Genomic DNA, 22,142 nt, shown 5'->3' on the forward strand with positions numbered 1-22,142 from the left:
CTGGCAGTCCCTGTACGTCCCGTACGCACCACGCCGGTGCAGGGACCGTCGGCCGCCGCCGCGCACGTCAGGGGGCCGTGCCGTGGACCCGGTGATCGTCGTCGGGGCCGGCCCGGTCGGTCTCGCCCTGGCCCTGGCCCTCGCCCGGTACGAGGTCCCCGTGGTCGTCCTGGACGAGACCGCGGAGGAGGACCACGAAGAACGGCGCCCGGCCCGCACGGTCGTACTGCGGCCGGAGACCGCCGCCCTGCTGGAACGGCTCGGCTGCGCCACGACGGAGGGCGCCCGGTGGACGGGCTGGCGGACCCTGCACCGCAGGACCGTGACACTGCAGATGCCGTTCGGGGCCTCCGGGGATGCCGAGAAGGAGGACGAGGCGGCGGACCCGGCCCCGGGAGAACCGTCTCCGCTGCACCTGCCCCAGCACGCGCTCATGCGGGAGCTGCGGGCCGCGCTCGCCGGAGCCGACGGCGTGACGATCGCCCGCGGTCATCGTCTGACCATCCTGACGCAGGATGCCTCCGGCATCACCGCACGCACCCGGAGCGACAACAGCGAGGCGTGGCGGGCGAGTTACCTGGTCGGCTGCGACGGCGCCCGCTCGGTGGTCCGCAAGCTCACCGGTGCCCGCTTCCCCGGGCGCACGGCCGTGGAGCGGTTCGCGGTCGCGGCCCTGCGCACCGAACTGCCCTGGCCGGGCGAGGCGGTGCTGCACCGTGCGCCTCCGCGCGGATGCGAGGTGACGGCCCGCCCGCTGCCGGGCGGGGTGTGGCGGCTCGACTGGCTGTTGCCGCCGGACGGCGGACTGGTCACCCCCGATGCCCTGCTGGCCCACATCGACGACTCGCTGGCGCTGTGGTGCGGCGAGACGCCGGCGTACGAACTGCTGGACACCGGGGTGCACGCCGTGCACCACCGCCTCGCGCGCCGCTGGCGCAGCGGGCGCACCTTCCTCGCCGGGGACGCCGCGCACCTGCTGGGGGCCCTGGGCACCCAGGGTCTGGACGAGGGGCTGCAGGACGCCGGCAACCTCGCCTGGAAGCTGGCACTCGCCTGGCACCACGGCGCCTCGGACGCGCTGCTCGACAGCTACCAGTCCGAGCGGCGGGCGACGATCGTGGCCCGGCTGCGCGCCGCCGACCGCGCGCTGCCGTCGGTGCGCGCCGAGGGCGGATGGCGCACGGTGCGGCGCGCGATGGTGCCGGGCGCCGCACGCACCCACGATCTCCTGCTCACCGAGGGCCACTTGGGGCGCGGGGCGCTCGGCGCGCTGCCGGTGTACGCCCGTACGCCCCTGACGCCGGCCGCACCGCCCGCGGGGGCCGTGCCGGTCGGGACGGAGGTGGGCGAGCGGGTCGCCGACGTGCCGGTGACGGATCCGGAAGGGGCGGAAGTACTGCTGCACGAACGGCTCGGCGGCGATCTGCTGGTGGTTCTGGTGGCCCCAGGGACGGGGGTGTGGGAGCGGCGGCACTGGCTCGGGGCGGGACTGATGCCGAGGCTCGCGGCGGCGGTCTCCGCACTGCCCATGCGGGCCGAACTGCTGGTCGCCGAAGGGTATCCGGGAGCTGCCGCGCACACCGTGCTGGTGGTGCGCCCGGACGGGCATCTGGTGGCGGCGCTGGCCGGAGTGCGGCCCGCGGAGCTGTACGCGTGCGCGGACGCCGCCAGGGGCGGAGCGGCGGGCGGTCCGGCGGCGTCCGCGCCCGAGGAGCACGAGGAGGCGGCCGGCGGGGCGGCCAGTGAGGCTACGGCCAACCGTTGACCCGCCCGTTCCGTCATGGTTGAGTCCGGAGTGTGACCGACAGCAGCATGCTCTTCTGGCGGAGGGTCCATCTGGACCTCGTCCGCTATGCGGGCTGCGTCTGTCGTCCGTCCTGTTGATCCGCTCCCCTGCGCGCCCTGCCGGCACGTCCGCCCCTGCGGGTGCCGGGTGCTGCGCATTTCCTTCGCGATCACCCAGGACGGTCCCTGTGTCTTCTCTCCTTCCTTCTTCCACCGCGTCCGCCGTGCCCGCCGCACCCGATGCACCGCCAAGTCGGCCTCGGGCCAAGGAACTTCTCACCTTCGCGCGCCGCGTCGCGGCCGACGCGGAGCTCGTCGCCTCGCTGCCGCTCGACCTTCAGGGGCGCACCTGGATCCGCCTGGAGGGGCCGGGCGGCAGCGAGGCGTGGCTCATCGGCTGGCCGCCCGGCGCGGGCACCGGCTGGCACGACCACGGCGGTTCGTACGGCGCCTTCGCCACGGCAGTGGGCCGGCTGACCGAGCAGTCGCTCGCCGCCCGGCTGCCCACCGAGGGCTGGAAGCTGCTGGAACTCGCCGACGGCATCGACCGTGAGCAGCACCTGGAGGGCGGCAACGGGCGGGCCTTCGGGCCGCATCACGTGCACCAGGTGTTCAACGCCTCGGCGGAGCACGCGGTGTCCGTGCACGCCTATTACCCGCCGCTGCCGATGATGCGGCGTTATCACCGCAGTGGGCAGGTGCTCAGGCTGGAGCAGGTCGAGTGGGCGCAGGAGTGGGCATGAAGGTGGAGGAGCTGCTGGCCGAGGCCCGGGCGGGGCTCGACCGGCTCGAACCGGTGGAAGCGGCCGCCGTCCAGGCCGAAGGCGGGCTGCTGGTCGACATCCGCTACGCGGCACTGCGGGAACGGGACGGCACTATCCCGGGGGCGCTGGTGGTGGAGCGCAACGAGCTGGAGTGGCGGATGGACCCGGCCTGCGCCCACCGTGCGGCCGAGGCCACCGGGCACGACCTGCGCGTGGTCGTCATCTGCGACGAGGGGTACGCCTCCAGCCTGGCGGCGGTCTCCCTGCACCGGCTCGGGCTGCGGCACGCCACGGACGTGACCGGAGGCTTCCGGGCGTGGCGTGCGGCGGGACTGCCGGTGCAGCCGCCCGGGCCCCGGCCCTCCGGGGACGGGACGCCGCCGGAGGGTGGCCGGCTTCCGGGCTGGGGTCAGTCGCCGGGCAGGTAGTGCTCGAGCAGCTCGGGGTCCTCGCCCTCCTCCTCGAGGGCCCGGCGTACCACGCGCAGGGCGAGACCCTCGGAGTACCCCTTGCGGGCCAGCATCCCGACGAGCCGGCGCAGCCGCTTCTCGCGATCCATGCCGCGGGTGCTGCGCAGCTTGCGCCCGACCAGCTCGCGGGCCGTGTGCTCCTCCTGCTCGGGGTCGAGCTGCCCCACCGCCTCGTCGATCAGCGCGGAGTCCACGCCCTTGGTGCGGAGTTCGCGCGCCAGGGCACGGCGAGCCAGCCCGCGGCCGCGGTGCCGGGACTCCACCCAGGCCCCGGCGAAGGCCGCGTCGTCGATCAGTCCGACGTCCTCGAACCGGGAGAGCACCTCCTCGGCCGCCTCGGCCGGTATGCCGCGCTTGGCCAGGGCGTCGGCGAGCTGTCTGCGGGTGCGGGGGGATCCGGTGAGCAGGCGCAGGCAGATCGCCCGCGCCTGCTCCTCCGGGGACGGGGGCGCCCCGTCCCCGGCCCTCGACGGGTGGGGGACGCTCCCGTCCGTACGGTCGCCCGCATGCGGCTCCAGCCGGCCGGCTCGCCATGTCCTCGTTCCGGACATGGCGGGCTAGCTCTTGGCCGTGGCCTTGGCGGCCTTGCCCGTGGCCTTGGCCGGGGCCGGGACGGACTTGGCGGGCTCGCTCGCGGCGGCGTCCGCGCCGGGCTCGGCCTCCGGTGCCTCGGGCCGGGTGCCCACGCCGAGCTTCTCCTTGATCTTCTTCTCGATCTCGTTGGCGAGGTCGGGGTTGTCCTTGAGGAAGTTGCGGGCGTTCTCCTTGCCCTGGCCGAGCTGGTCGCCCTCGTAGGTGTACCAGGCGCCGGCCTTGCGGATGAAGCCGTGCTCCACGCCCATGTCGATCAGGCCGCCCTCGCGGCTGATGCCCTGGCCGTAGAGGATGTCGAACTCGGCCTGCTTGAAGGGGGGCGCGACCTTGTTCTTGACGACCTTGCAGCGGGTGCGGTTGCCGACCGCCTCCGTGCCGTCCTTCAGGGTCTCGATGCGGCGGATGTCGATACGCACCGAGGCGTAGAACTTGAGCGCGCGGCCACCGGTCGTGGTCTCCGGGGAGCCGAACATCACGCCGATCTTCTCGCGGAGCTGGTTGATGAAGATGGCGGTGGTCTTGGACTGGTTCAGCGCGCTGGTGATCTTCCGGAGCGCCTGGCTCATCAGCCGGGCCTGGAGACCCACGTGCGAGTCGCCCATCTCGCCCTCGATCTCCGCGCGCGGCACCAGGGCCGCCACGGAGTCGATGACGATCAGATCGAGCGCGCCGGAGCGGACCAGCATGTCGACGATCTCCAGAGCCTGCTCGCCGTTGTCCGGCTGGGACAGGATCAGGTTGTCGATGTCGACCCCGAGCTTCTTGGCGTACTCGGGGTCGAGGGCGTGCTCGGCGTCCACGAAGGCCACCGTGCCGCCTGCGCGCTGGGCGTTGGCCACCGCGTGCAGGGTGAGGGTGGTCTTGCCGGAGGACTCCGGCCCGTAGACCTCCACCACGCGGCCGCGCGGCAGTCCGCCGACGCCGAGGGCGACGTCGAGGGCCGTCGAGCCCGTGGGGATGACCTCGATCGGCTCGTTCGGCCGCTCGCCCAGGCGCATGACCGCGCCCTTGCCGAATTGCCGTTCAATCTGTGCGAGCGCGGCGTCCAGCGCCTTCTCGCGGTCCGTGCCTGCCATGGGTTCCACCCGGTTTGCTTGAGTCGATCGCTTCACGTCCACGACGCTAGCGCCTGCCACTGACAACGGGCCCGGGCGTCGCCCCGGCCTGTGGAAAACTCGGTTCCGCGGCTCGGAGAAGTCCATGAGAATGGATGTTCGATTTTGCTGTCAAGCGCGCCTCGCCGGGCCCGGAATCACCGCCTCCGGAGCGCCCGGAACAGCCGTACGAGGGCCGGGGGACGACCCCCGTCCCCCGGCCCGCCCGGCCGCCTCGACCCGCCCCCGGCCGCCGCGGCCGCCCCCTCGACGAGTTCGTACCGCTTCACGTACGCCCCGAGGAACGCCTGCAGCGTCGCCGTCGCGGGGATCGCGACGAGCGCGCCCACCGCGCCGAGCAGCGCCGTGCCCGCGATCACCGAGCCGAAGGCGACGGCCGGGTGGATGTCCACGGTCCTGGCGGTGATGCGCGGCTGGAGCACGTAGTTCTCGAGCTGCTGGTAGGCCACGACGAAGGCGAGCACCCACAGCGCGTACCAGGGGTCGACGGTGAAGGCGAGCAGCATCGGCAGCGCTCCCGCGAGGTAGGTGCCGATGGTCGGGATGAACTGCGACACCAGCCCGACCCAGATCGCGAGCGCCGGGGCGTAGGGCACGCCGAGGACCACGAACAGGACGTAGTGCGCGATGCCGGAGACGAGCGCCATCAGGGCGCGCGAGTAGATGTAGCCGCCCGTCTTGGCCACCGCGAGCTCCCAGGCGCGCAGCACCTCGGTCTGCCGGCGCGGCGGGAGGACGGAGCACAGGGCACGGCGCAGCCGGGGGCCGTCGGCCGCGAAGTAGAACGAGAACAGCGCCACGGACAGCAGCTGGAAGAGCCCGCCGAGCACGGTGGCCGAGACGTCGAGCACCCCGCCGGCGCTGTTGCGCAGGTACTTCTGCAGCCAGTCGGAGTGCAGCAGGCTCGACTGGATCTCGACGCGGGAGAGCCTGGCGTGGAACGTCCGGTTGAGCCAGCCGATCACCGCGTCCAGATAGGCGGGGAAGTTCTCCACGATGTTCTGGATCTGCCCGGCGAGCATCGAGCCCAGCATGGCGAAGAACGCAGTGAACACCAGGGTGATCCCGAGGAAGACCAGTCCGGTCGCCGCACCGCGCCGCATGCCGCGCGCGGCCATTCGGTCCACGGCGGGCTCGACGGCGAGTGCCAGGAAGAAGGCGATCAGGATGTCGACCAGCAGCCCGAGGAGCTGGTGGAAGGCCCAGACGCCCAGTTGGAAGCAGGCGAACAGGGCGAGCGCCACCACGACCGCCCGGGGCAGCCAGCGCGGCATGCGCGCGCCGTCGCCGGGCCGGGTCGGTCGGGAGTCGTCCGGGGAGGTGTCGTCGGTGGCTGCCACGGAGCAAGTCTGACCTACAGGGCGAAATACCCCCGAACACCCCAGGTACCCCGGACACCCCGGACACCCCGAGCCGCCGTCCCTCCGGCCGGCGTCAGTGCTCGGGGATCTCCATCGTCCTGCACACCGCGCGCCACACGTCCTTGGCGTTCCAGCCGGCGTCCAGCGCCTGGTGCACGGTCCTCCCGCCGAGCTCGGACATCACGTGATCGCGCGCGAAGGAGTCGGCGTACATCGCGCCGAAATGATCCGCCATCCGCTGCCAGAAGACCGTCAACCGCATGGACCCAGTATCCCGCCCCTGAGAGTGCAGCCGGGCACGAGCCGCTGCCGGGCGCCGCCGTGCCCCCCTACGGTCTTGTCCATGGCCCCTTCCGGAGCATCCGCCGCAGCCCGTGCCGAGCAGTTCGTCTGGCTCACCGCCCGCGTCCTGGAACAGCGCAGATTCGCGTTCCACTTCCTCGACGGCGGTGCGGACGCGGTCGAAGCGGCCCTGTCGGCCTACCTCGGCGACGACGGCGGCTACGGGCACGCCCTGGAACCCGACCTGCGCGGCCCGGTGAGCCAGCCGCTGCACACCGCGCACGCGCTGCGCGTGCTGGACGAGATCGGCCGCTGCGGCGACCGGCGGGTCGAGCGCGTGTGCCGCTATCTGACGGCGGTCTCCACGCAGGACGGTGCGCTGCCCGCGCTCCACCCGTCGCTGCGCGGCTACCCCGCGGCCCCCTGGATCCCCGTGATCGACGACCCTCCCAGCGACCTGCTGGCCACCGGTCCGGTGGTCGGCCTCCTGCACCGCAACGAGGTGTGGCACGCCTGGCTGTTCCGGGCCACGGACTTCTGCTGGGCCGCGGTCGAGGCCATCACGCGCGGCGCCAGGACCCATCCGTACGAGGTCGAGGCGGCCGTGGCCTTCCTCGACGGGGTCCCCGACCGGGACCGCGCCCGGGCCGCTGCCGAGCGGCTGGGCCGCACCGTGCGGGAGCGGCGGCTGGCCGTCCTGGAACCGGACCGGGCGGCCGAGTACCCCCTGCCCGAGGGCTACGCGCCGGGCGAGCACCACTACCCGCACGACTTCGCACGGACCCCCGGCTCGGTGGCCCGGTCCTGGTTCACCGACGCCGAGATGGAACGTTCTCTCGACTTCCTGGCCGCCGCGCAGGAGACCGACGGCGGCTGGCCCGTCAACTGGCGCGCGTGGGCGCCCGGCACGGCCCTGGAGTGCCGCCCGAGGGCGACCATCGACGCCCTCCTCACGCTGCGCGCCCACGGCCGCCCCGTGTGACGCGACGCGGCCTCCCGGCCCCGGACACCACCCCGGAAACCGCCTCCGGCCTGCGCGGACGGGGCCTTGTCAGTGGCCCGGTGCACGATGGGGTGCATGGCGAACGACACGGAGTCGGCGACTGCGGGGGACTCGTCCCCGGCCCTCACAGCACTATCGGCATTCTCCCCCGCGACCCGCGCATGGTTCACGGGAGCCTTCACCGCGCCCACGGCCGCCCAGGCCGGCGCCTGGCGCGCGATCGGGGAAGGCTCGGACGTCCTGGTCGTCGCGCCCACGGGCTCCGGCAAGACGCTGGCCGCCTTCCTCGCCGCCCTGGACCGGCTGGCGAGCACGCCGCCGCCCGCCGAGCGCGGCAAGCGCTGCCGCGTGCTGTACGTCTCCCCGCTCAAGGCGCTCGCGGTGGACGTCGAGCGCAATCTGCGCAGCCCGCTCACCGGCATCCGCCAGGAGTCGGTGCGCCTGGGCCTGCCCGAGCCGGAGATCCGCGTCGGCATCCGCTCCGGCGACACCCCGGCCGCCGAGCGCCGCGCGCTGGTCACCCGGCCGCCGGACATCCTGATCACCACGCCCGAGTCGCTGTTCCTGATGCTCACCTCCGCGGCCCGGGAGGCGCTCAAGGGCGTGGAGACCGTGATCCTCGACGAGGTGCACGCCGTCGCCGGGACCAAGCGCGGGGCCCATCTCGCCCTGTCCCTGGAGCGCCTGGACCTCCTGCTGCCCCGGCCCGCCCGCCGGATCGGCCTGTCCGCGACGGTGCGCCCGGTGGACGAGGTGGCCCGTTTCCTGTCCCCGCAGCGCCGGGTGGAGGTCGTCCAGCCGCCGTCCGGCAAGGAGTTCGACCTCTCCGTCGTCGTGCCGGTCGAGGATCTCGGCGAGCTCGGCGGTTCGCCCGTGCAGGAGAGTGGTGACGGCAAGGAGAAGCCGTCGGTGTGGCCCCACGTCGAGGAGCGCATCGCCGATCTCGTCCAGGCCCACCGCTCCACGATCGTCTTCGCCAACTCCCGCCGCCTCGCCGAGCGCCTGTGCAACCGGCTCAACGAGATCGCCTACGAACGGACGACGGGCGAGCCCCTTCCCGAACACCACTCCCCCGCCGAGCTGATGGCCGAGTCCGGCGCCGCCAAGGGTGCGCCCGCGCTGCTCGCCCGCGCGCACCACGGCTCGGTGTCCAAGGAGCAGCGGGCGCTGGTCGAGGAGGATCTGAAGGCCGGCCGGCTGCCCGCCGTGGTGGCCACCTCCAGCCTGGAGCTGGGCATCGACATGGGCGCGGTGGATCTGGTCGTCCAGGTCGAGTCGCCCCCGTCCGTCGCCTCCGGGCTGCAGCGCGTCGGCCGCGCGGGTCACCAGGTCGGCGCGGTCTCCACCGGCGTCGTCTTCCCCAAGTACCGCGGCGACCTGGTGCAGGCCGCCGTGGTGACCGAGCGGATGCGCCAGGGGTCCATCGAAGCCCTGCGCGTCCCGGCCAATCCGCTGGACGTGCTCGCCCAGCAGATCGTGGCCATGTCCGCCATGGACGTGTGGGACGTCGAGGAGCTGCTGGCCGTGGCGCGCCGCGCGGCCCCCTTCGCCGCGCTGCCCGAGTCCGCGTTCACCGGCGTGCTCGACATGCTCGCGGGCCGCTATCCGTCCGACGCCTTCGCGGAGCTGCGCCCGCGCCTGGTGTGGGACCGGGTGGCGAACACGGTCACCGGCAGGCCCGGGGCCCAGCGGCTCGCCGTCACCTCCGGCGGCACCATCCCCGACCGCGGCCTCTTCGGGGTCTTCCTGGCGGGCGCCGACCCCAAGAAGGGCGGCGGGCGCGTCGGCGAGCTGGACGAGGAGATGGTCTACGAGTCCCGCGTCGGCGACGTCTTCACCCTGGGCACCACCTCCTGGCGCATCGAGGACATCACCCGCGACCGGGTCCTGGTCACCCCCGCCCCCGGCACCCCCGGCCGGCTGCCGTTCTGGAAGGGCGACCAGCTGGGCCGCCCGCTCGAACTCGGCCGCGCGCTCGGCGCGTTCCTGCGCGAGATCGGCGGCCACGCACCCGAGGCGGCCCGCGAGCGCCTCACCGCCGCCGGCCTCGACACCTGGGCGGCGGACAACGTCCTGTCGTACCTCGACGAGCAGCGCCGCGCCTGCGGCCACGTGCCGGACGACCGGACCATCGTCGTCGAGCGGTTCCGCGACGAGCTGGGCGACTGGCGCGTCGTCATCCACTCCCCCTTCGGCGCCCAGGTGCACGCCCCCTGGGCGCTGGCCCTGGGGGCCCGGCTCGCCGAGCGCTTCGGCATGGACGCCCAGGTGATGCACGCCGACGACGGCATCGTGCTGCGCCTGCCCGACGCCGACCTGATGGGCCTGGACCTGCTGGACGCGGACCCGGCCCGCCAGGGCACGGAGTACGACGCGGAGCAGTCCCCCGTCGGCGCCGCCGACGTCACCTTCGACAAGGCCGAGGTCGACCGGATCGTCACCGAACAGGTGGGCGGCTCGGCCCTGTTCGCCTCCCGCTTCCGCGAATGCGCCGCCCGTGCCCTGCTGCTGCCGCGCCGCAACCCCGGGCGACGCACGCCACTGTGGCAGCAGCGCCAGCGCGCCGCCCAACTGCTCCAGGTCGCGAGCGAGTTCGGCTCGTTCCCCATCGTCCTGGAAGCCGTCCGCGAATGCCTCCAGGACGTCTTCGACGTCCCCGGACTGACCGAGCTCATGGGGGACGTCGAGGCCCGCCGCGTCCGGCTGGTCGAGGTCACCACCCCCGAACCCTCCCCCTTCGCCCGCTCGCTGCTCTTCGGCTACGTCGCCCAGTACCTCTACGAGGGCGACTCCCCCCTGGCCGAGCGGCGCGCCGCCGCGCTGTCCCTCGACTCGCGTCTGCTGGCCGAACTCCTGGGCCAGGCCGAGCTCCGCGAGCTGCTCGACCCCGAGGTCCTCGCCGAGCTGGAGCGCGAGCTGCAGTGGCTCACCGAGGACCGCAGGGCCAAGGACGCCGAGGGCGTCGCCGACCTGCTGCGCCTCCTCGGCCCCCTCACCGACGCCGAACTGGCCGCGCGGGGCGCCGAGCCGGCCTGGGTGCAGGAGCTGTCCGACGCCCGCCGCGCCCTGCGCGTCCGCATCGCCGGGCAGGAGCACTGGGCGGCGATCGAGGACGCGGGACGGCTGCGCGACGCCCTTGGCACCGCCCTGCCCGTCGGCGTCCCCGAGGCCTTCACGGAGCCGGTCAAGGATCCGCTCGGCGACCTCCTGGCCCGCTTCGCCCGCACCCACGGTCCGTTCACCTCGGCCGGGGCCGCCGCCCGCTTCGGCCTCGGCACGGCCGTGACCGACGGCGCGCTGCACCGCCTGGCGGCGAACGGCCGGATCGTCCAAGGGGAGTTCCACCCCGCGGGCATCGGCCAGGAGTGGTGCGACGCCGCCGTGCTGCGCCGACTGCGCCGCCGCTCCCTGGCGGCGCTCCGGCAGGAGATGGAGCCGGTGCCGCCCGCCGCGCTCGCCGCCTTCCTCCCCCAGTGGCAGCACGTCGGGAGCAGCAGCCTGCGCGGCATCGACGGACTGCTGCGCGCCGTCGAGCAGTTGCAGGGCGCTCCGGTCCCCGCCTCGGCCCTGGAGAAGCTCGTCCTGCCGGCCCGGGTCGCGGACTACGCCCCGGCGATGCTCGACGAGCTCACTGCGGCGGGCGAGGTCGTCTGGGCCGGGGCCGGCGCGCTCCCCGGCAAGGACGGCTGGGTCGCACTGCTGCCGGCCGACACCGCACCCCTGCTGCTGCCCCCGCCGCATCCGCTGGAGCTCTCGCCGCTGCACGAGGCCGTCCTCGATGCCCTCTCCGGCGGCTACGGCCTGTTCTTCCGGCAGATCGCCGAGCGGGTCCGCACCGCGGGCGCCGACAGCGGGGACGCCGCCGGCAGCGACGCCCGGATCGCCGAGGCCGTCTGGGATCTCGCCTGGTCCGGCCGGCTCACCAACGACACGCTGGCCCCGCTCCGCGCCCTCCTCGGCTCGGGCCGCACGGCCGGTTCCACGGCGCACCGCGCGCGGCGCTCCGTCCCCCGCGGCCGGTACGGCGCCTTCCTCGGCCGTACGGGCGCGGTGCCCCGGCCCACCGCCTCCCGCGGCGGGCCGCCGACGGTCGCGGGCCGCTGGTCGCTGCTCCCCGAGCGCGAGCCCGACCCGACCCACCGGGCCCACGCCCTGGCCCGCACGCTCCTCGACCGGCACGGCGTGGTGACGCGCGGCGCGGTCGCCGCCGAGGGCGTCGAGGGCGGGTTCTCCGCTGCGTACCGGGTGCTGTCCGCTTTCGAGGAGAGCGGCCAGGCCCGCCGTGGCTACGTCGTCGAGGGCCTGGGGGCGGCCCAGTTCGCGATGGACGGCGCGGTGGACCGGCTGCGCGCCGTCGGCACGGCCCGCGAGCGCGGCGGCGCCGCGTACCCGGAGAGCGGCCCGGGTACGGCGCGGCCGGCCCGTCGCCGGGCCGTCGTGCTCGCCGCAGCCGACCCGGCCAACGCCTATGGCGCGGCGCTGCCGTGGCCCGATCCGCCTGCCGGCGCCTCCCACAAGCCGGGCCGCAAGGCGGGTTCCCTGGTCGTCCTTCTCGACGGCGCCCTCGCCCTCTACGTCGAGCGCGGCGGCAGAACCGTGCTCGCCTGGCCCCAGGAGGAGGGCGCCGAGGAGGCGCACGGCGAGGACCCCGGTCTGCGCGAAGCGGCCGCGGCCCTGGCCGAGGCCGCCCGGGCGGGCGCGCTGGGCACGGTGACGGTGGAGCGCATCAACGGCGCCCCGGCGCTGACGTCCCCGCTGGGCGCCCTGCTGGAGTCCGCGGGCTTCCACGCCACCCCCAAGGGCCTGCGCCTGCGCGCGCCCTGACCGCGGAGGAGAAGCCGCATGCCCGAAGGAGACACCGTCTGGCGCACCGCCCGGGTCCTCCACCGAGCCCTGGCGGGACAGCTGTTGACCCAGTGCGACCTGCGCGTCCCCGCCCTGGCGACGGCCGACCTGACCGGCCGTCGCATCACCGAAGTGGTGCCGCGCGGCAAGCACCTGCTCGCCCGCACCGAGGACGGACTCACGCTGCACTCGCATCTCGGCATGGACGGTTCCTGGCGGATCCACGCCCCCGGCGAGCGCCGCCGCGGCGGACCGGAGCACCAGGTCCGCGCGGTCCTCGGCACCGCGTCCGCCGTCGCCGTGGGCTATCGCCTGCCCGCCCTGGACCTGCTGCGCACTGCCGACGAGACCACGGTCGTCGGCCACCTGGGCCCCGACCTGCTCGGCCCCGGCTGGGATGCGGCGGAGGCCGTCCACCGCCTGCTCGCCGACCCCTCCCGTGCCGTCGGCGACGCGGTGCTCGACCAGCGCAACCTCGCCGGGATCGGCAATGTCTACAAGTCCGAGCTCTGCTTCCTGCTGCGCATCTCCCCGTGGCTGCCCGTCGCGCAACTGCCGTCCCCCGAGCGTCTGACGGCCCTCGCCAAGAAGCTCCTGGAGGCCAACAAGGCCCGCACCGCCCGCATCACCACCGCCGACCCCCGCCCGGACCACCGGCTGTGGGTGTACGGGCGCGCGCGGCGCCCCTGCCGCCGCTGCGGCACCCCGGTCCGCAGCGCGGCGCAGGGAAGAGCAGGGCAGGAGCGGCCCACGTACTGGTGCCCCCGCTGCCAGGAAGGCCCCGCCCCGGATGGGCCGAACGGGTGAACGGGCAGGCAGGGCAGACGGGCCCGGCGGAAGGAAGGATCAAGGAAGGATCACGGGCGTCGCCGTACGGCGGACCGGCGCCGGCGCCACGCCACGGCGATCCGGCTCTCCCGGCCGTTCCGCGGCACACAGTGCACCGGCAGCAGGCTCAGCCCCCACCCCCCGGCGCCCACCAGCCCGTCCACGGCTCCGAGCCGCCCGGGCTGGACGGCCAGCCGCACCGCGGCCCACCACCACACACAACCCAGCACGAGCAGGACCACCCGCCCGGCCGCCCCACGGGGCCGGCTGCGGTGCCGGGCGTGCTGCCGCCGGATCATGGCTGCCTCCTTCGGCCCTTTCCCTTCGGCCGCGGTGCACCGCGCAGGTCCTTGTCAGCCCCCTCCGGGCTCCTCCGCGCGCAGCCGTGCGAGTTCCCGCTCCAGTTCCTCGATCATCCGGTCCCGCCGGTGCAGTTCGACGATCACCCGCTGCTCCCCGTCGTGCATGCCCTCCTGGTAGACGGTCCGGACGAACGCACCGGCCGTCGCCTGATCGAGGTCCGAGACCACCATCAGATCGCGCGTGAAGCGGATGACCGGATGCTCGTCCATGCCCTCAGGAGACCGTGGCGGGGCCGCGGCCGCCACCCGGGCGGCCCCGGCAGGCGGCGAGGGGTTCAAGCGGTTACCTCAGGCGTTCTCCGCCTGGAACATCCAGTGGTGCTTCTCCAGGTCGCCCGTGAGACCGATGAGGAGGTCCTGGGTGACGGGATCCGGGTCGGCCGTCGCGTGGATGCGCTCGCGCATCCGCGTGATCACGGCACCGAGCCCGGCGACGAGGAGGCGCACCGCGTCGGTGTCCTGGTGCCAGCCGCCGCCGACCGCCTCGATGCCGCTGGTTCTGGCGACGGTCTCGGCACGCCCGTCCGGCGCGATGCCGAGCGCCGAGGCCCGCTCGGCCACGGTGTCGGCGTGCGTGCGGGCGCTCGCGACGACCTCGTCGAGCTGGAGATGGACGGAGCGGAAGCGCGGGCCCACCACGGTCCAGTGGGCCTGCTTGGCCACCAGGGAGAGGTCCACCAGGTCGACGAGCGCGCCCTGGAGCGCGTCCCCCACGATTTTGCGGTCCTGCTCGGACAGCGGGCTCTTGACGACGGACATTCGCAGCCTCCCTTTAGGGCGGTTGAAACCGTCTTTTCCGTTCACTCCCCGTTTCTCCACCATGGCACAACGGCGGGAAACCGGCCGGAAACGCCGGGATCCCGGTCGGAGTACCGACCGGGATCCGGAACACGAAACGGCTCAGCCGTCAGGCTGCGACCACGTCCACTGCCTCCGCAGGGGCCTTGATGGTCACGCGCTCCCCCGGAACGCCCGTCACGGACGTCACGGACACCGAATTGAACATGGGCCGCATCGGCGCGGGTACCGGCTCGCTCGCCGCCGCCGACTGCGCCAGCTCGGCGAGCGACAGTTCGTCACTCACCTCGCGCATGACCTCGGACATCCTGACGTCCAGAGCGTCGCAGATTGCGGAGAGAAGCTCGGAGGACGCCTCTTTCTGCCCGCGCTCGACCTCGGAGAGATATCCGAGCGAGACCCGGGCGGACGAGGAGACCTCGCGCAGAGTGCGGCCCTGGCGTTGGCGCTGCCGACGCAGCACGTCACCCAGCAGGCGACGGAGCAGAATCATCGGTGGCTCCCTCCTTGGACCGCGAATCCGGTTCCTTCACGCCCCACCGTACCGCCTCGGGGTGCGGCCGTGCGGGGAGCTATGTCGTGTTCACTCAGGGCTGCAAACATCAATTCCCCCCGTTGTGTTCCGTATCCTTTGCCCCCGCGTTCCCCGTCAGTTCGTGCAGCAGCAGCGCGAGGACTTCCCGGACGCTTCCGGCCCGGATCCGGGCACGGTCTCCGTCCAGCGAGAGCTCCCGGACGGCCCCGGAGCCGCCCGGGCCGGCGACGGCCACGAAGACCGTGCCGACGGACCTGCCGTCCTGTGGTTCGGGACCGGCGACGCCGGTGGTCGCCACGCCCCAGTCGGCACCCAGCAACGCCCGTACGCCGCAGGCCATCTGGCGGGCCACCTCGGCGTCGACGGCACCGCGCTCGGCGAGCAGCGGCCCGGCCACGCCCAGCACCTCGCGCTTGACATCGGTGGCGTACGCGGTGACGGACCCCCGCACCACCCGCGAGGCCCCGGGCACCGCGGTCAGCCCGGCCGCGACGAGGCCGCCCGTGAGCGACTCGGCCACGGCCAGCGTCTCCCCCCGAGCGGCCAGCTCGGCGAGCACCTCGGGTGCCCGGCCGGCATCCGCTCCGCTCACCGCGCGGCACCCCCGCTCCGCGCCGCACGGCGCAGGGCGACGGCCTGCCTGATGTAGTCGAGCCCGGTCAGCACGGTCAAGACGACGGCGACCGCCATCACCCAGAAGCGCAAGGTGGCCAGCGGCCCTTCGAGCGGCAGGATGTACATCCCCGTGCCCACGCCCTGGGCCAGCGTCTTCAGCTTGCCGCCCCGGCTGGCCGGGATGACCCCGTGCCGGATCACCCAGAACCGCATGAGCGTGATGCCGATCTCGCGGGAGAGGATCACGCCCGTGACCCACCACGGCAGGTCGCCCAGGGCGGAGAGGCAGAGCAGCGCCGCGCCCATGATCGCCTTGTCCGCGATCGGGTCGGCGATCTTGCCGAAGTCCGTGACCAGGTTGTACGTGCGGGCCAGATGACCGTCGAAGAGGTCGGTGATCATGGCGACCGCGAACGCCGCCCAGGCGAAGGAGCGCCAGGCCGGTTCGTAACCGCCGTCGTGGAGCATCAGCACGACGAACCCGGGCACGAGGAGCAGCCGCACCATCGTCAGGATGTTGGCGATGTTCCACAGGCCCGCCGGGCGCCCGGCCGACGCGGGGGCTGGGCCTCCCGCGGTGGGGGCCGGGACTCCGCTCATCTGCCCGCCTCCCCGGTACACCCGCCCGTGGCGGACGCCAGGGGCTCGGCGACGAGGTCCACGCCCTCGCTCGCGATCACCTTGGCGACGACCAGCGTGCCGGGGGCGAAGGTCGCCTCGCCGGTCAGCCGCACCTGGCCGTCGGTCTCGGGCGCCTGGTGGGCGGCCCGGCCGATGACGCCGTCCTCCTCGTCGACCCGGTCGACGAGGACCTCGACGGTGTCGCCGATGCGCTCCTCGGCGCGCTGCGCGGTGAGCTCCTCGGCGAGCCGCGAGACGCGCGCCAGGCGCGCGTCGACGACGTCCTGGTCGAGCTTGTGTTCGTACGTGGCCGCCTCGGTGCCGTCCTCGTCGGAGTAGCCGAAGACGCCGATGGCGTCCAGGCGGGCCCCGGTCAGGAAGCGCTCCAGCTCGGCGACGTCCTCCTCGGTCTCGCCGGGGAAGCCGACGATGAAGTTGGAACGGACGCCCGCCTGCGGGGCCTTGGAACGGATCGTGTCGAGCAGCTCCAGGAAGCGGTCGGTGTCGCCGAAGCGGCGCATCGCGCGCAGCACGGCGGGGGCCGAGTGCTGGAAGGAGAGATCGAAGTAGGGCACGACCTTGTCCGTGGAGGTCAGCACGTCGATCAGGCCGGGGCGCATCTCGGCGGGCTGGAGGTAGCTGACGCGGATGCGCTCGAGGCCGTCGAGGGCGGCGAGCTCCGGCAGCAGCGTCTCCAGCAGACGGATGTCGCCGAGGTCCTTGCCGTAGGAGGTGTTGTTCTCGGAGACCAGCATGATCTCCTTCACCCCCTGCTCCGCCAGCCAGCGCGCCTCGCCGAGCACGTCGGAGGGGCGGCGGGAGATGAAGGAGCCGCGGAAGGACGGGATGGCGCAGAAGGAGCAGCGCCGGTCGCAGCCGGAGGCGAGCTTCACCGAGGCGACGGGGCTGGAGCCGAGCCGGCGGCGCAGCGGGGCGCGCGGCCCGGAGGCCGGGGCGAGGCCCTCCGGCAGGTCCTCGGGGGCGTTCTCCTCCGGGGCCTGGGCGTGTCCGGGCAGGGCCGGTGCGCTGGCGCCCTGCCGCTCGGCGGGGCTGATCGGCAGCAGCTTGCGCCGGTCGCGCGGGGTGTGGGAGGCGTGGACGCCGCCGGAGAGGATGGTCTGGAGCCGGTCGGAGATGTCGGCGTAGTCGTCGAAGCCGAGCACGCCGTCGGCCTCGGGAAGGGCCTCGGCGAGCTCCTTGCCGTACCGCTCGGCCATGCAGCCGACGGCCACGACGGCCTGGGTACGACCCTGATCCTTGAGGTCGTTCGCCTCCAGGAGGGCGTCGACGGAGTCCTTCTTCGCGGCTTCGACGAAGCCACAGGTGTTGACGACGGCCACATCGGCGTCGGCGGCGTCCTCCACGAGGTCCCAGCCATCCGCCGCCAAGCGGCCTGCCAGCTCCTCCGAGTCCACCTCGTTACGGGCGCAGCCAAGTGTGACAAGAGCGACGGTACGGCGTTCGGGCATAGGGCTCAGCCTACTTTGTCCCGGCGCCGGGTCCGCTGCCGAGTGGCAGCGAGGCGCGGAGAGCCTGATCACCCGGGGGCTCTCCGCAACCGTGCCGTCATGCGGTTCCTCGCTGGTCAGCCCGCTGCCGGGTCGCCCTTGGTGTAGCTGAGGCGCTGGACCTGGCCGTCCTCGCCGAGATTCTTGACCTCTTTACCGTTCACGAACAGTCGTGCGACTCCGGCGTTGCCGAGCACCAGGTCGATCCGCTTGCTGTCGGTGAAGGTCTTGGAGGCCCCCCGCTGGAGCACGCCCTCCTCCAGCAGCTTGCCGTCGTGGTCCTTGGCCGACATCCACGTCTGCCCGTTCTCGGCGGTGAGCTTGACGATGACCTTGTTGACCGGGGCGCCGGCGATGGCGCTGTTGGACGCCTCCGGCTTGGGGTCCGTGGCCTTGCCGGGGTTGGACTTGGCGCTGGGGGCCACGGACGGCTTGGCGGAGGGCGGGTCGGCGGAGTTCTGACCCTTGGCCCCGCCGTTGAACAGCGTGAACCCGACGAAGCCGACCACGGCGACGATCGCGGCGACCATGGCGGCGGTCCAGTTGGGACGCCGGGGCTCGGGGCGGATCCGCTCGGCCTCGAAGACCGGGGCCGCCGGGGTGGGCGAGGGGCGTCCGCCGTTCTCGGCGGTGTACTGCGCGACGAGCTCGGCCGGGTCCAGGCCGACGGCGCGCGCCAGGGTGCGGACGTGACCGCGCGCGTAGACGTGTCCGCCGCATCGGGTGAAGTCGTCCTGCTCGATCGCATGCACGATCGGGATGCGTACACGGGTGGTCGAACTGACCTCATCGACGGTCAGTCCTGCACTGATACGGGCCTGCTGGAGGGAACGTCCGACGGAAGGCCGGTCGTCCTCGGAAGAGTTGCCGATGGACACGTGGGCGCCTTTCGAGCGTGCAGCCACCTGCTGGAGATTCAGTCTAGGGGGCATGCGAAAGCGTCGGGCAAGCGGAAAGCCGGGCTTTGTAGGCCATCAGAATGCTCTGTGGCACCGACGGTGGCACATCGCCCCACCCCCCTCTCTCAACTACGCAGAGCATCAAGAGAAACGGCTTGGCCCAAGTCCCTTCGCAGCCGGATCGCTACGCGGAGTCGCCGCGGATGACGGCGAGGACCGCGTCCAGCTCGTCGGGCTTGACCAGGACGTCGCGCGCCTTGGAGCCCTCGCTGGGACCCACGATGTTGCGCGACTCCATCAGGTCCATCAGTCTGCCCGCCTTGGCGAATCCCACACGCAATTTCCGCTGCAGCATCGACGTCGAGCCGAACTGGGTGGAGACGACCAGCTCGGCCGCCTGGCACAACAGATCGAGGTCGTCACCGATGTCCTCGTCGATCTCCTTCTTCTTCGCGGAACCGACGGTCACGTCGTCGCGGAAGACCGGCGCCATCTGGTCCTTGCAGTGCTTGACGACGGCCGCGACCTCACCCTCCGTCACAAAGGCGCCCTGCATGCGGATGGGCTTGTTGGCGCCCATGGGCAGGAAGAGGCCGTCGCCCTTGCCGATGAGCTTCTCGGCGCCAGGCTGGTCGAGGATGACCCGGCTGTCGGCGAGCGAGGAGGTCGCGAACGCGAGCCGGGAGGGCACGTTGGCCTTGATCAGGCCGGTGACGACGTCGACCGACGGCCGCTGGGTGGCCAGCACCAGGTGGATGCCGGCGGCCCGGGCGAGCTGGGTGATGCGCACGATCGAGTCCTCGACGTCGCGCGGCGCCACCATCATCAGGTCGGCGAGCTCGTCGACGATGACCAGCAGGTACGGGTACGGCTGGAGTTCGCGCCCACTGCCCGCGGGCGGGGTGACGCGGCCCTCGCGCACGGCGGCGTTGAAGTCGTCGATGTGCCGGAAGCCGTAGGCCGCGAGGTCGTCGTAGCGCAGGTCCATCTCGCGGACGACCCACTGCAGGGCCTCGGCGGCCCGCTTCGGGTTGGTGATGATCGGCGTGATCAGGTGCGGGATGCCCTCGTAGGCGGTCAGCTCGACGCGCTTGGGGTCGACCAGCACCATCCGGACGTCCTCGGGGGTGGCCCGGACCATGATCGAGGTGATCAGGCAGTTGATGCAGGACGACTTGCCGGAGCCGGTGGCGCCGGCCACCAGCACGTGCGGCATCTTCGTCAGGTTGGCCATCACATAGCCGCCCTCGACGTCCTTGCCGAGCGCCACCAGCATCGGGTGCTCGTCGCCCGCGGCGTCGGCCAGCCGCAGCACGTCCCCGAGGTTGACCATCTCGCGGTCGGTGTTCGGGATCTCGACGCCCACGGCGGACTTGCCCGGGATCGGGCTGATGATGCGTACGTCCGGGGAGGCCACGGCGTAGGCGATGTTCTTGGTGAGGGCCGTGATGCGCTCGACCTTCACGGCCGGGCCCAGCTCGACCTCGTATCGCGTGACCGTCGGGCCCCGGGTGAAGCCGGTGACCGCGGCGTCGACCTTGAACTCCGCGAAGACGTTGGTCAGCGAGGCCACTATGGCGTCGTTCGCCGCGCTGCGCGTCTTGCCCGGACCGCCCCGCTCCAGCAGGTCGAGCGAGGGCAGCGCGTAGGTGATGTCCCCGGCGAGCTGGAGCTGCTCGGCCCGTGCGGGCAGCCCGGACGGCGGCTCGGGAGCGGGCTTGGTGAGGTCGGGAACGGCCGCGGGCCGCTTGTCCATGGACACGCCGCGCGTGGCCGGCACCGTCGGCTCCGTACGGCCGCCGTCCTGCGCGATGCCGCTGCTGAGCCCGGCGACGAGCGGAGAGGGCTGTACGCCGTGCAGCACGGCACCGTCCAGCGAGGCCGCCGCGGCGGCCGCCAGGTCCACGGCGTCCGGCTCGCGGCTCTCGGGCGGCTGCACGGGAGTGCGCCGGGGCTTGCGGCGCTTGCCGAGCGCCTCCTCCTCGGCCCGGTCCAGCCCGGGGCCGCCGTCGTCCGCCGCGGGGGCGGTGCGCCGGGGCCGCCGGGCGGGGGTCTCCCGCCAGTCGTCGGCGTACCCCTCGTCGACGGCGTACTCGTCGGGGTGCGGCTCGATGATCCCGAGCCGTATCCCCGCGTCCCGCAGCCGGCGCGGAATGGCGTTGACCGGGGTGGCCGTGACCACCAGCAGGCCGAAGACCGTGAGCAGCACGAGCAGCGGCACGACGAGGACGTCGCCGACGGTGTACTGCAGGGGCTTGGAGGCCGCCCAGCCGATGAACCCGCCCGCGTCCTGCATGGCGTGCAGACCGTCCCCGCGGCCGGGTGACCCGCAGGCCATGTGGACCTGGCCGAGGACGCCGGCCACCAGGGCGGACAGGCCGATGACGATCCGTCCGTTCGCCTCGGGGCGCTCGGGGTGCCGGAACAGCCGGACGGCCATGAAGGCGAGCAGTATCGGCACCACCACGTCGAGCCGGCCGAAGGCTCCGGTGACGAGCATCTTGACGAGGTCGCCCACGGGACCGCGGACGTTGGACCAGGTGCCCGCGGCAACGATGAGGGCGAGGGCGAGCAGCAGCAGCGCCAGGCCGTCCTTGCGGTGCGCCGGGTGCAGGCCCTTGGCGCCGCGGCCGACGCCGCGGAACATCGCGCCGACGCCGTTCGCCACGCCGCGCCCGACGCGGCGGGGGGCGGACTTGGGGGCGGTCTTCTTGGCGGGCGCCCTGCGAGCGGGGGCGCGGCCCGCGGGCCGTGCTGCCGCTTTCTTCGCGGGCGCCTTCTTGGCGGCGGTCCCGGATCGCCCGGCGCGCTGCTTCGAGGTGCCCGCCGTGCTCTGGGAACCCTTGCCGGACGTACGTGAGGCCATGGTGCCGAGGTTACCGTCGTCCGACGCATGGGACACGTGGGCCCGGGTGTTCACCCATTCGTGTCGCAATGGCGCGGTTGAGCCGGTGACAGGACGTCAAAGCGGAGACGGGTGCGGTGACGCGGGGCCGACGGCCCGTCAGCTCGGCGAGGGGAGCGGGCCGGCGGCGCTGCCCGCGCCGGGCTCCAGCGCGTCCAGGGCGCGCCGCAGTCCGGTGAGCTTGCGCTCCAGGTGGGCGGCGGTGGCGACCGCTGCCGCGTCGGCGGACTCGTCCAGCTGTTTGGAGAGGGCCTCGGCCTGTTCCTCGACGGCGGCGAGCCGCGCGGAGAGCTCGGCCAGCAGCCCGGCCGGCTCCTGCGTCTCCAGGGCGCCGGCCCGGGCGGCCTGCCCGCTCTCCAGCTGCAGGCGCAACAGGGCGGCCTGCTCGCGCAGCTGGCAGTTCTTCATGTACAGCTCGACGAACACCGAGACCTTGGCGCGCAGCACCCAGGGGTCGAACGGCTTCGAGATGTAGTCCACGGCGCCGGCCGCGTAGCCGCGGAAGGTGTGGTGCGGGCCGTGGTTGATGGCGGTGAGGAAGATGATGGGAATGTCCCGGGTCCGCTCGCGCCGCTTGATGTGCGCGGCGGTCTCGAACCCGTCCATGCCGGGCATCTGGACGTCCAGCAGAATCACCGCGAAGTCGTCCGTCAGCAGCGCCTTGAGCGCTTCCTCCCCTGACGATGCCCGCACCAGTGTCTGATCGAGCGCCGAGAGGATGGCCTCCAGCGCGAGCAGATTTTCCGGCCGGTCATCGACCAGGAGGATCTTGGCCTTCTGCACCATGCCCCGTCCTCCTCGTCCCGGCTTGGGGTCTTCCCGGCTCGCGGAGCCGGGAGAAGCACCGGGCAC

Annotated in this window: 20 protein-coding genes and 1 pseudogene; 7 read left to right on the forward strand and 14 right to left on the reverse strand. The window is 73.3% G+C overall.

Going from position 1 to position 22,142, the window contains the following annotated elements; translation table 11 throughout:
- Positions 1-82 precede the first annotated feature (82 nt).
- From ACMATS_RS10850 to ACMATS_RS10865, 4 genes and pseudogenes are all read left to right on the forward strand, one after another.
- Positions 83-1,765: an FAD-dependent monooxygenase gene (locus tag ACMATS_RS10850; protein WP_414167803.1), complete on the forward strand. Its 1,683-nt coding sequence runs from the start codon at positions 83-85 to the stop codon at positions 1,763-1,765.
- A gap of 47 nt (positions 1,766-1,812) precedes the next feature.
- Complete coding sequence (locus ACMATS_RS10855) at positions 1,813-1,884, forward strand: putative leader peptide (protein WP_358344363.1); 72 nt, start codon at positions 1,813-1,815, stop codon at positions 1,882-1,884.
- A gap of 125 nt (positions 1,885-2,009) precedes the next feature.
- Positions 2,010-2,528, forward strand: a complete 519-nt coding sequence (locus tag ACMATS_RS10860) for a cysteine dioxygenase (protein WP_414167804.1) — start codon at positions 2,010-2,012, stop codon at positions 2,526-2,528.
- Positions 2,525-2,893 (forward strand): annotated as a pseudogene (locus tag ACMATS_RS10865) (rhodanese-like domain-containing protein); the annotation flags it as partial. The gene ACMATS_RS10860 and the pseudogene ACMATS_RS10865, both read left to right, overlap by 4 nt.
- 65 nt (positions 2,894-2,958) lie before the next feature.
- Here ACMATS_RS10865 and recX read toward each other — a convergent pair.
- From recX to ACMATS_RS10885, 4 genes are all read right to left on the reverse strand, one after another.
- A complete protein-coding gene (recX, locus tag ACMATS_RS10870; RefSeq protein WP_414167805.1) occupies positions 2,959-3,570 on the reverse strand; it encodes a recombination regulator RecX in 612 nt (203 codons plus the stop codon).
- Positions 3,571-3,576: 6 nt separating this feature from the next.
- The gene (gene recA / locus ACMATS_RS10875; protein WP_336412894.1) at positions 3,577-4,689 is read right to left on the reverse strand and encodes a recombinase RecA; all 1,113 of its coding nucleotides are present in this window, start codon (positions 4,687-4,689) and stop codon (positions 3,577-3,579) included.
- Between the two features lie 176 nt (positions 4,690-4,865).
- Positions 4,866-6,002, reverse strand: a complete 1,137-nt coding sequence (locus tag ACMATS_RS10880) for an AI-2E family transporter (protein WP_414170695.1) — start codon at positions 6,000-6,002, stop codon at positions 4,866-4,868.
- 160 nt (positions 6,003-6,162) lie between these two features.
- A complete protein-coding gene (locus ACMATS_RS10885; protein WP_390778432.1) occupies positions 6,163-6,351 on the reverse strand; it encodes a DUF3046 domain-containing protein in 189 nt (62 codons plus the stop codon).
- A gap of 81 nt (positions 6,352-6,432) precedes the next feature.
- Here ACMATS_RS10885 and ACMATS_RS10890 point away from each other — a divergent pair, with 81 nt between their 5' ends.
- The 3 genes from ACMATS_RS10890 (at position 6,433) to ACMATS_RS10900 (ending at position 13,026) form a co-directional block, all read left to right on the forward strand.
- On the forward strand, positions 6,433-7,353 hold the full coding sequence (locus ACMATS_RS10890) for a hypothetical protein (protein WP_390778433.1): 921 nt from the start codon (positions 6,433-6,435) through the stop codon (positions 7,351-7,353).
- A gap of 96 nt (positions 7,354-7,449) precedes the next feature.
- Positions 7,450-12,198 (forward strand): ATP-dependent helicase, encoded by a 4,749-nt coding sequence (locus tag ACMATS_RS10895; RefSeq protein ID WP_414167806.1) that lies wholly within the window; start codon positions 7,450-7,452, stop codon positions 12,196-12,198.
- Between the two features lie 18 nt (positions 12,199-12,216).
- A complete protein-coding gene (locus ACMATS_RS10900) occupies positions 12,217-13,026 on the forward strand; it encodes a DNA-formamidopyrimidine glycosylase family protein (protein ID WP_391150584.1) in 810 nt (269 codons plus the stop codon).
- Positions 13,027-13,076: 50 nt separating this feature from the next.
- Here ACMATS_RS10900 and ACMATS_RS10905 read toward each other — a convergent pair whose 3' ends face one another.
- From ACMATS_RS10905 to ACMATS_RS10950, 10 genes are all read right to left on the reverse strand, one after another.
- Entirely contained in the window at positions 13,077-13,346 is a 270-nt protein-coding gene (locus ACMATS_RS10905) for a hypothetical protein (protein ID WP_414167807.1), read from the reverse strand.
- 54 nt (positions 13,347-13,400) lie between these two features.
- Positions 13,401-13,619: a hypothetical protein gene (locus tag ACMATS_RS10910; RefSeq protein WP_390778437.1), complete on the reverse strand. Its 219-nt coding sequence runs from the start codon at positions 13,617-13,619 to the stop codon at positions 13,401-13,403.
- Positions 13,620-13,697: 78 nt separating this feature from the next.
- A complete protein-coding gene (locus ACMATS_RS10915) occupies positions 13,698-14,168 on the reverse strand; it encodes a Dps family protein (RefSeq protein ID WP_390778438.1) in 471 nt (156 codons plus the stop codon).
- 148 nt (positions 14,169-14,316) lie between these two features.
- Positions 14,317-14,700, reverse strand: a complete 384-nt coding sequence (locus ACMATS_RS10920; RefSeq protein ID WP_086566431.1) for a helix-turn-helix domain-containing protein — start codon at positions 14,698-14,700, stop codon at positions 14,317-14,319.
- Positions 14,701-14,809: 109 nt separating this feature from the next.
- Positions 14,810-15,334, reverse strand: a complete 525-nt coding sequence (locus tag ACMATS_RS10925; protein ID WP_414167808.1) for a CinA family protein — start codon at positions 15,332-15,334, stop codon at positions 14,810-14,812.
- A complete protein-coding gene (gene pgsA / locus ACMATS_RS10930) occupies positions 15,331-15,957 on the reverse strand; it encodes a CDP-diacylglycerol--glycerol-3-phosphate 3-phosphatidyltransferase (RefSeq protein ID WP_390778440.1) in 627 nt (208 codons plus the stop codon). Before pgsA ends, ACMATS_RS10925 begins: the two co-directional genes overlap by 4 nt.
- On the reverse strand, positions 15,954-17,447 hold the full coding sequence (rimO, locus tag ACMATS_RS10935; RefSeq protein WP_390778441.1) for a 30S ribosomal protein S12 methylthiotransferase RimO: 1,494 nt from the start codon (positions 17,445-17,447) through the stop codon (positions 15,954-15,956). Before rimO ends, pgsA begins: the two co-directional genes overlap by 4 nt.
- Before the next feature lie 116 nt (positions 17,448-17,563).
- A complete protein-coding gene (locus ACMATS_RS10940; protein ID WP_390778442.1) occupies positions 17,564-18,364 on the reverse strand; it encodes a helix-turn-helix domain-containing protein in 801 nt (266 codons plus the stop codon).
- 205 nt (positions 18,365-18,569) lie between these two features.
- Positions 18,570-21,251 (reverse strand): DNA translocase FtsK, encoded by a 2,682-nt coding sequence (locus ACMATS_RS10945; protein ID WP_390778443.1) that lies wholly within the window; start codon positions 21,249-21,251, stop codon positions 18,570-18,572.
- Between the two features lie 138 nt (positions 21,252-21,389).
- Positions 21,390-22,076 carry a two-component system response regulator gene (locus tag ACMATS_RS10950; protein WP_390778444.1) on the reverse strand — a complete coding sequence of 229 codons (687 nt, stop codon included), beginning with the start codon at positions 22,074-22,076 and terminating at the stop codon, positions 21,390-21,392.
- Positions 22,077-22,142: the final 66 nt, after the last annotated feature.

The organism is Streptoverticillium reticulum (genome assembly GCF_047456005.1).
Classification (GTDB): domain Bacteria; phylum Actinomycetota; class Actinomycetes; order Streptomycetales; family Streptomycetaceae; genus Streptomyces; species Streptomyces reticulum.

Coding starts and splice junctions, on each gene's coding strand:
- recX (WP_414167805.1), bottom strand. CDS start 3,570: ATGTCCGGAACGAGGACATGGCGAGCCGGCCGGCTGGAGCCGCATGCG.
- recA (WP_336412894.1), bottom strand. CDS start 4,689: ATGGCAGGCACGGACCGCGAGAAGGCGCTGGACGCCGCGCTCGCACAG.
- ACMATS_RS10880 (WP_414170695.1), bottom strand. CDS start 6,002: ATGCCGCGCTGGCTGCCCCGGGCGGTCGTGGTGGCGCTCGCCCTGTTC.
- ACMATS_RS10885 (WP_390778432.1), bottom strand. CDS start 6,351: ATGCGGTTGACGGTCTTCTGGCAGCGGATGGCGGATCATTTCGGCGCG.
- ACMATS_RS10890 (WP_390778433.1), top strand. CDS start 6,433: ATGGCCCCTTCCGGAGCATCCGCCGCAGCCCGTGCCGAGCAGTTCGTC.
- ACMATS_RS10895 (WP_414167806.1), top strand. CDS start 7,450: ATGGCGAACGACACGGAGTCGGCGACTGCGGGGGACTCGTCCCCGGCC.
- ACMATS_RS10900 (WP_391150584.1), top strand. CDS start 12,217: ATGCCCGAAGGAGACACCGTCTGGCGCACCGCCCGGGTCCTCCACCGA.
- ACMATS_RS10905 (WP_414167807.1), bottom strand. CDS start 13,346: ATGATCCGGCGGCAGCACGCCCGGCACCGCAGCCGGCCCCGTGGGGCG.
- ACMATS_RS10910 (WP_390778437.1), bottom strand. CDS start 13,619: ATGGACGAGCATCCGGTCATCCGCTTCACGCGCGATCTGATGGTGGTC.
- ACMATS_RS10915 (WP_390778438.1), bottom strand. CDS start 14,168: ATGTCCGTCGTCAAGAGCCCGCTGTCCGAGCAGGACCGCAAAATCGTG.
- ACMATS_RS10920 (WP_086566431.1), bottom strand. CDS start 14,700: ATGATTCTGCTCCGTCGCCTGCTGGGTGACGTGCTGCGTCGGCAGCGC.
- pgsA (WP_390778440.1), bottom strand. CDS start 15,957: ATGAGCGGAGTCCCGGCCCCCACCGCGGGAGGCCCAGCCCCCGCGTCG.
- rimO (WP_390778441.1), bottom strand. CDS start 17,447: ATGCCCGAACGCCGTACCGTCGCTCTTGTCACACTTGGCTGCGCCCGT.
- ACMATS_RS10945 (WP_390778443.1), bottom strand. CDS start 21,251: ATGGCCTCACGTACGTCCGGCAAGGGTTCCCAGAGCACGGCGGGCACC.
- ACMATS_RS10950 (WP_390778444.1), bottom strand. CDS start 22,076: ATGGTGCAGAAGGCCAAGATCCTCCTGGTCGATGACCGGCCGGAAAAT.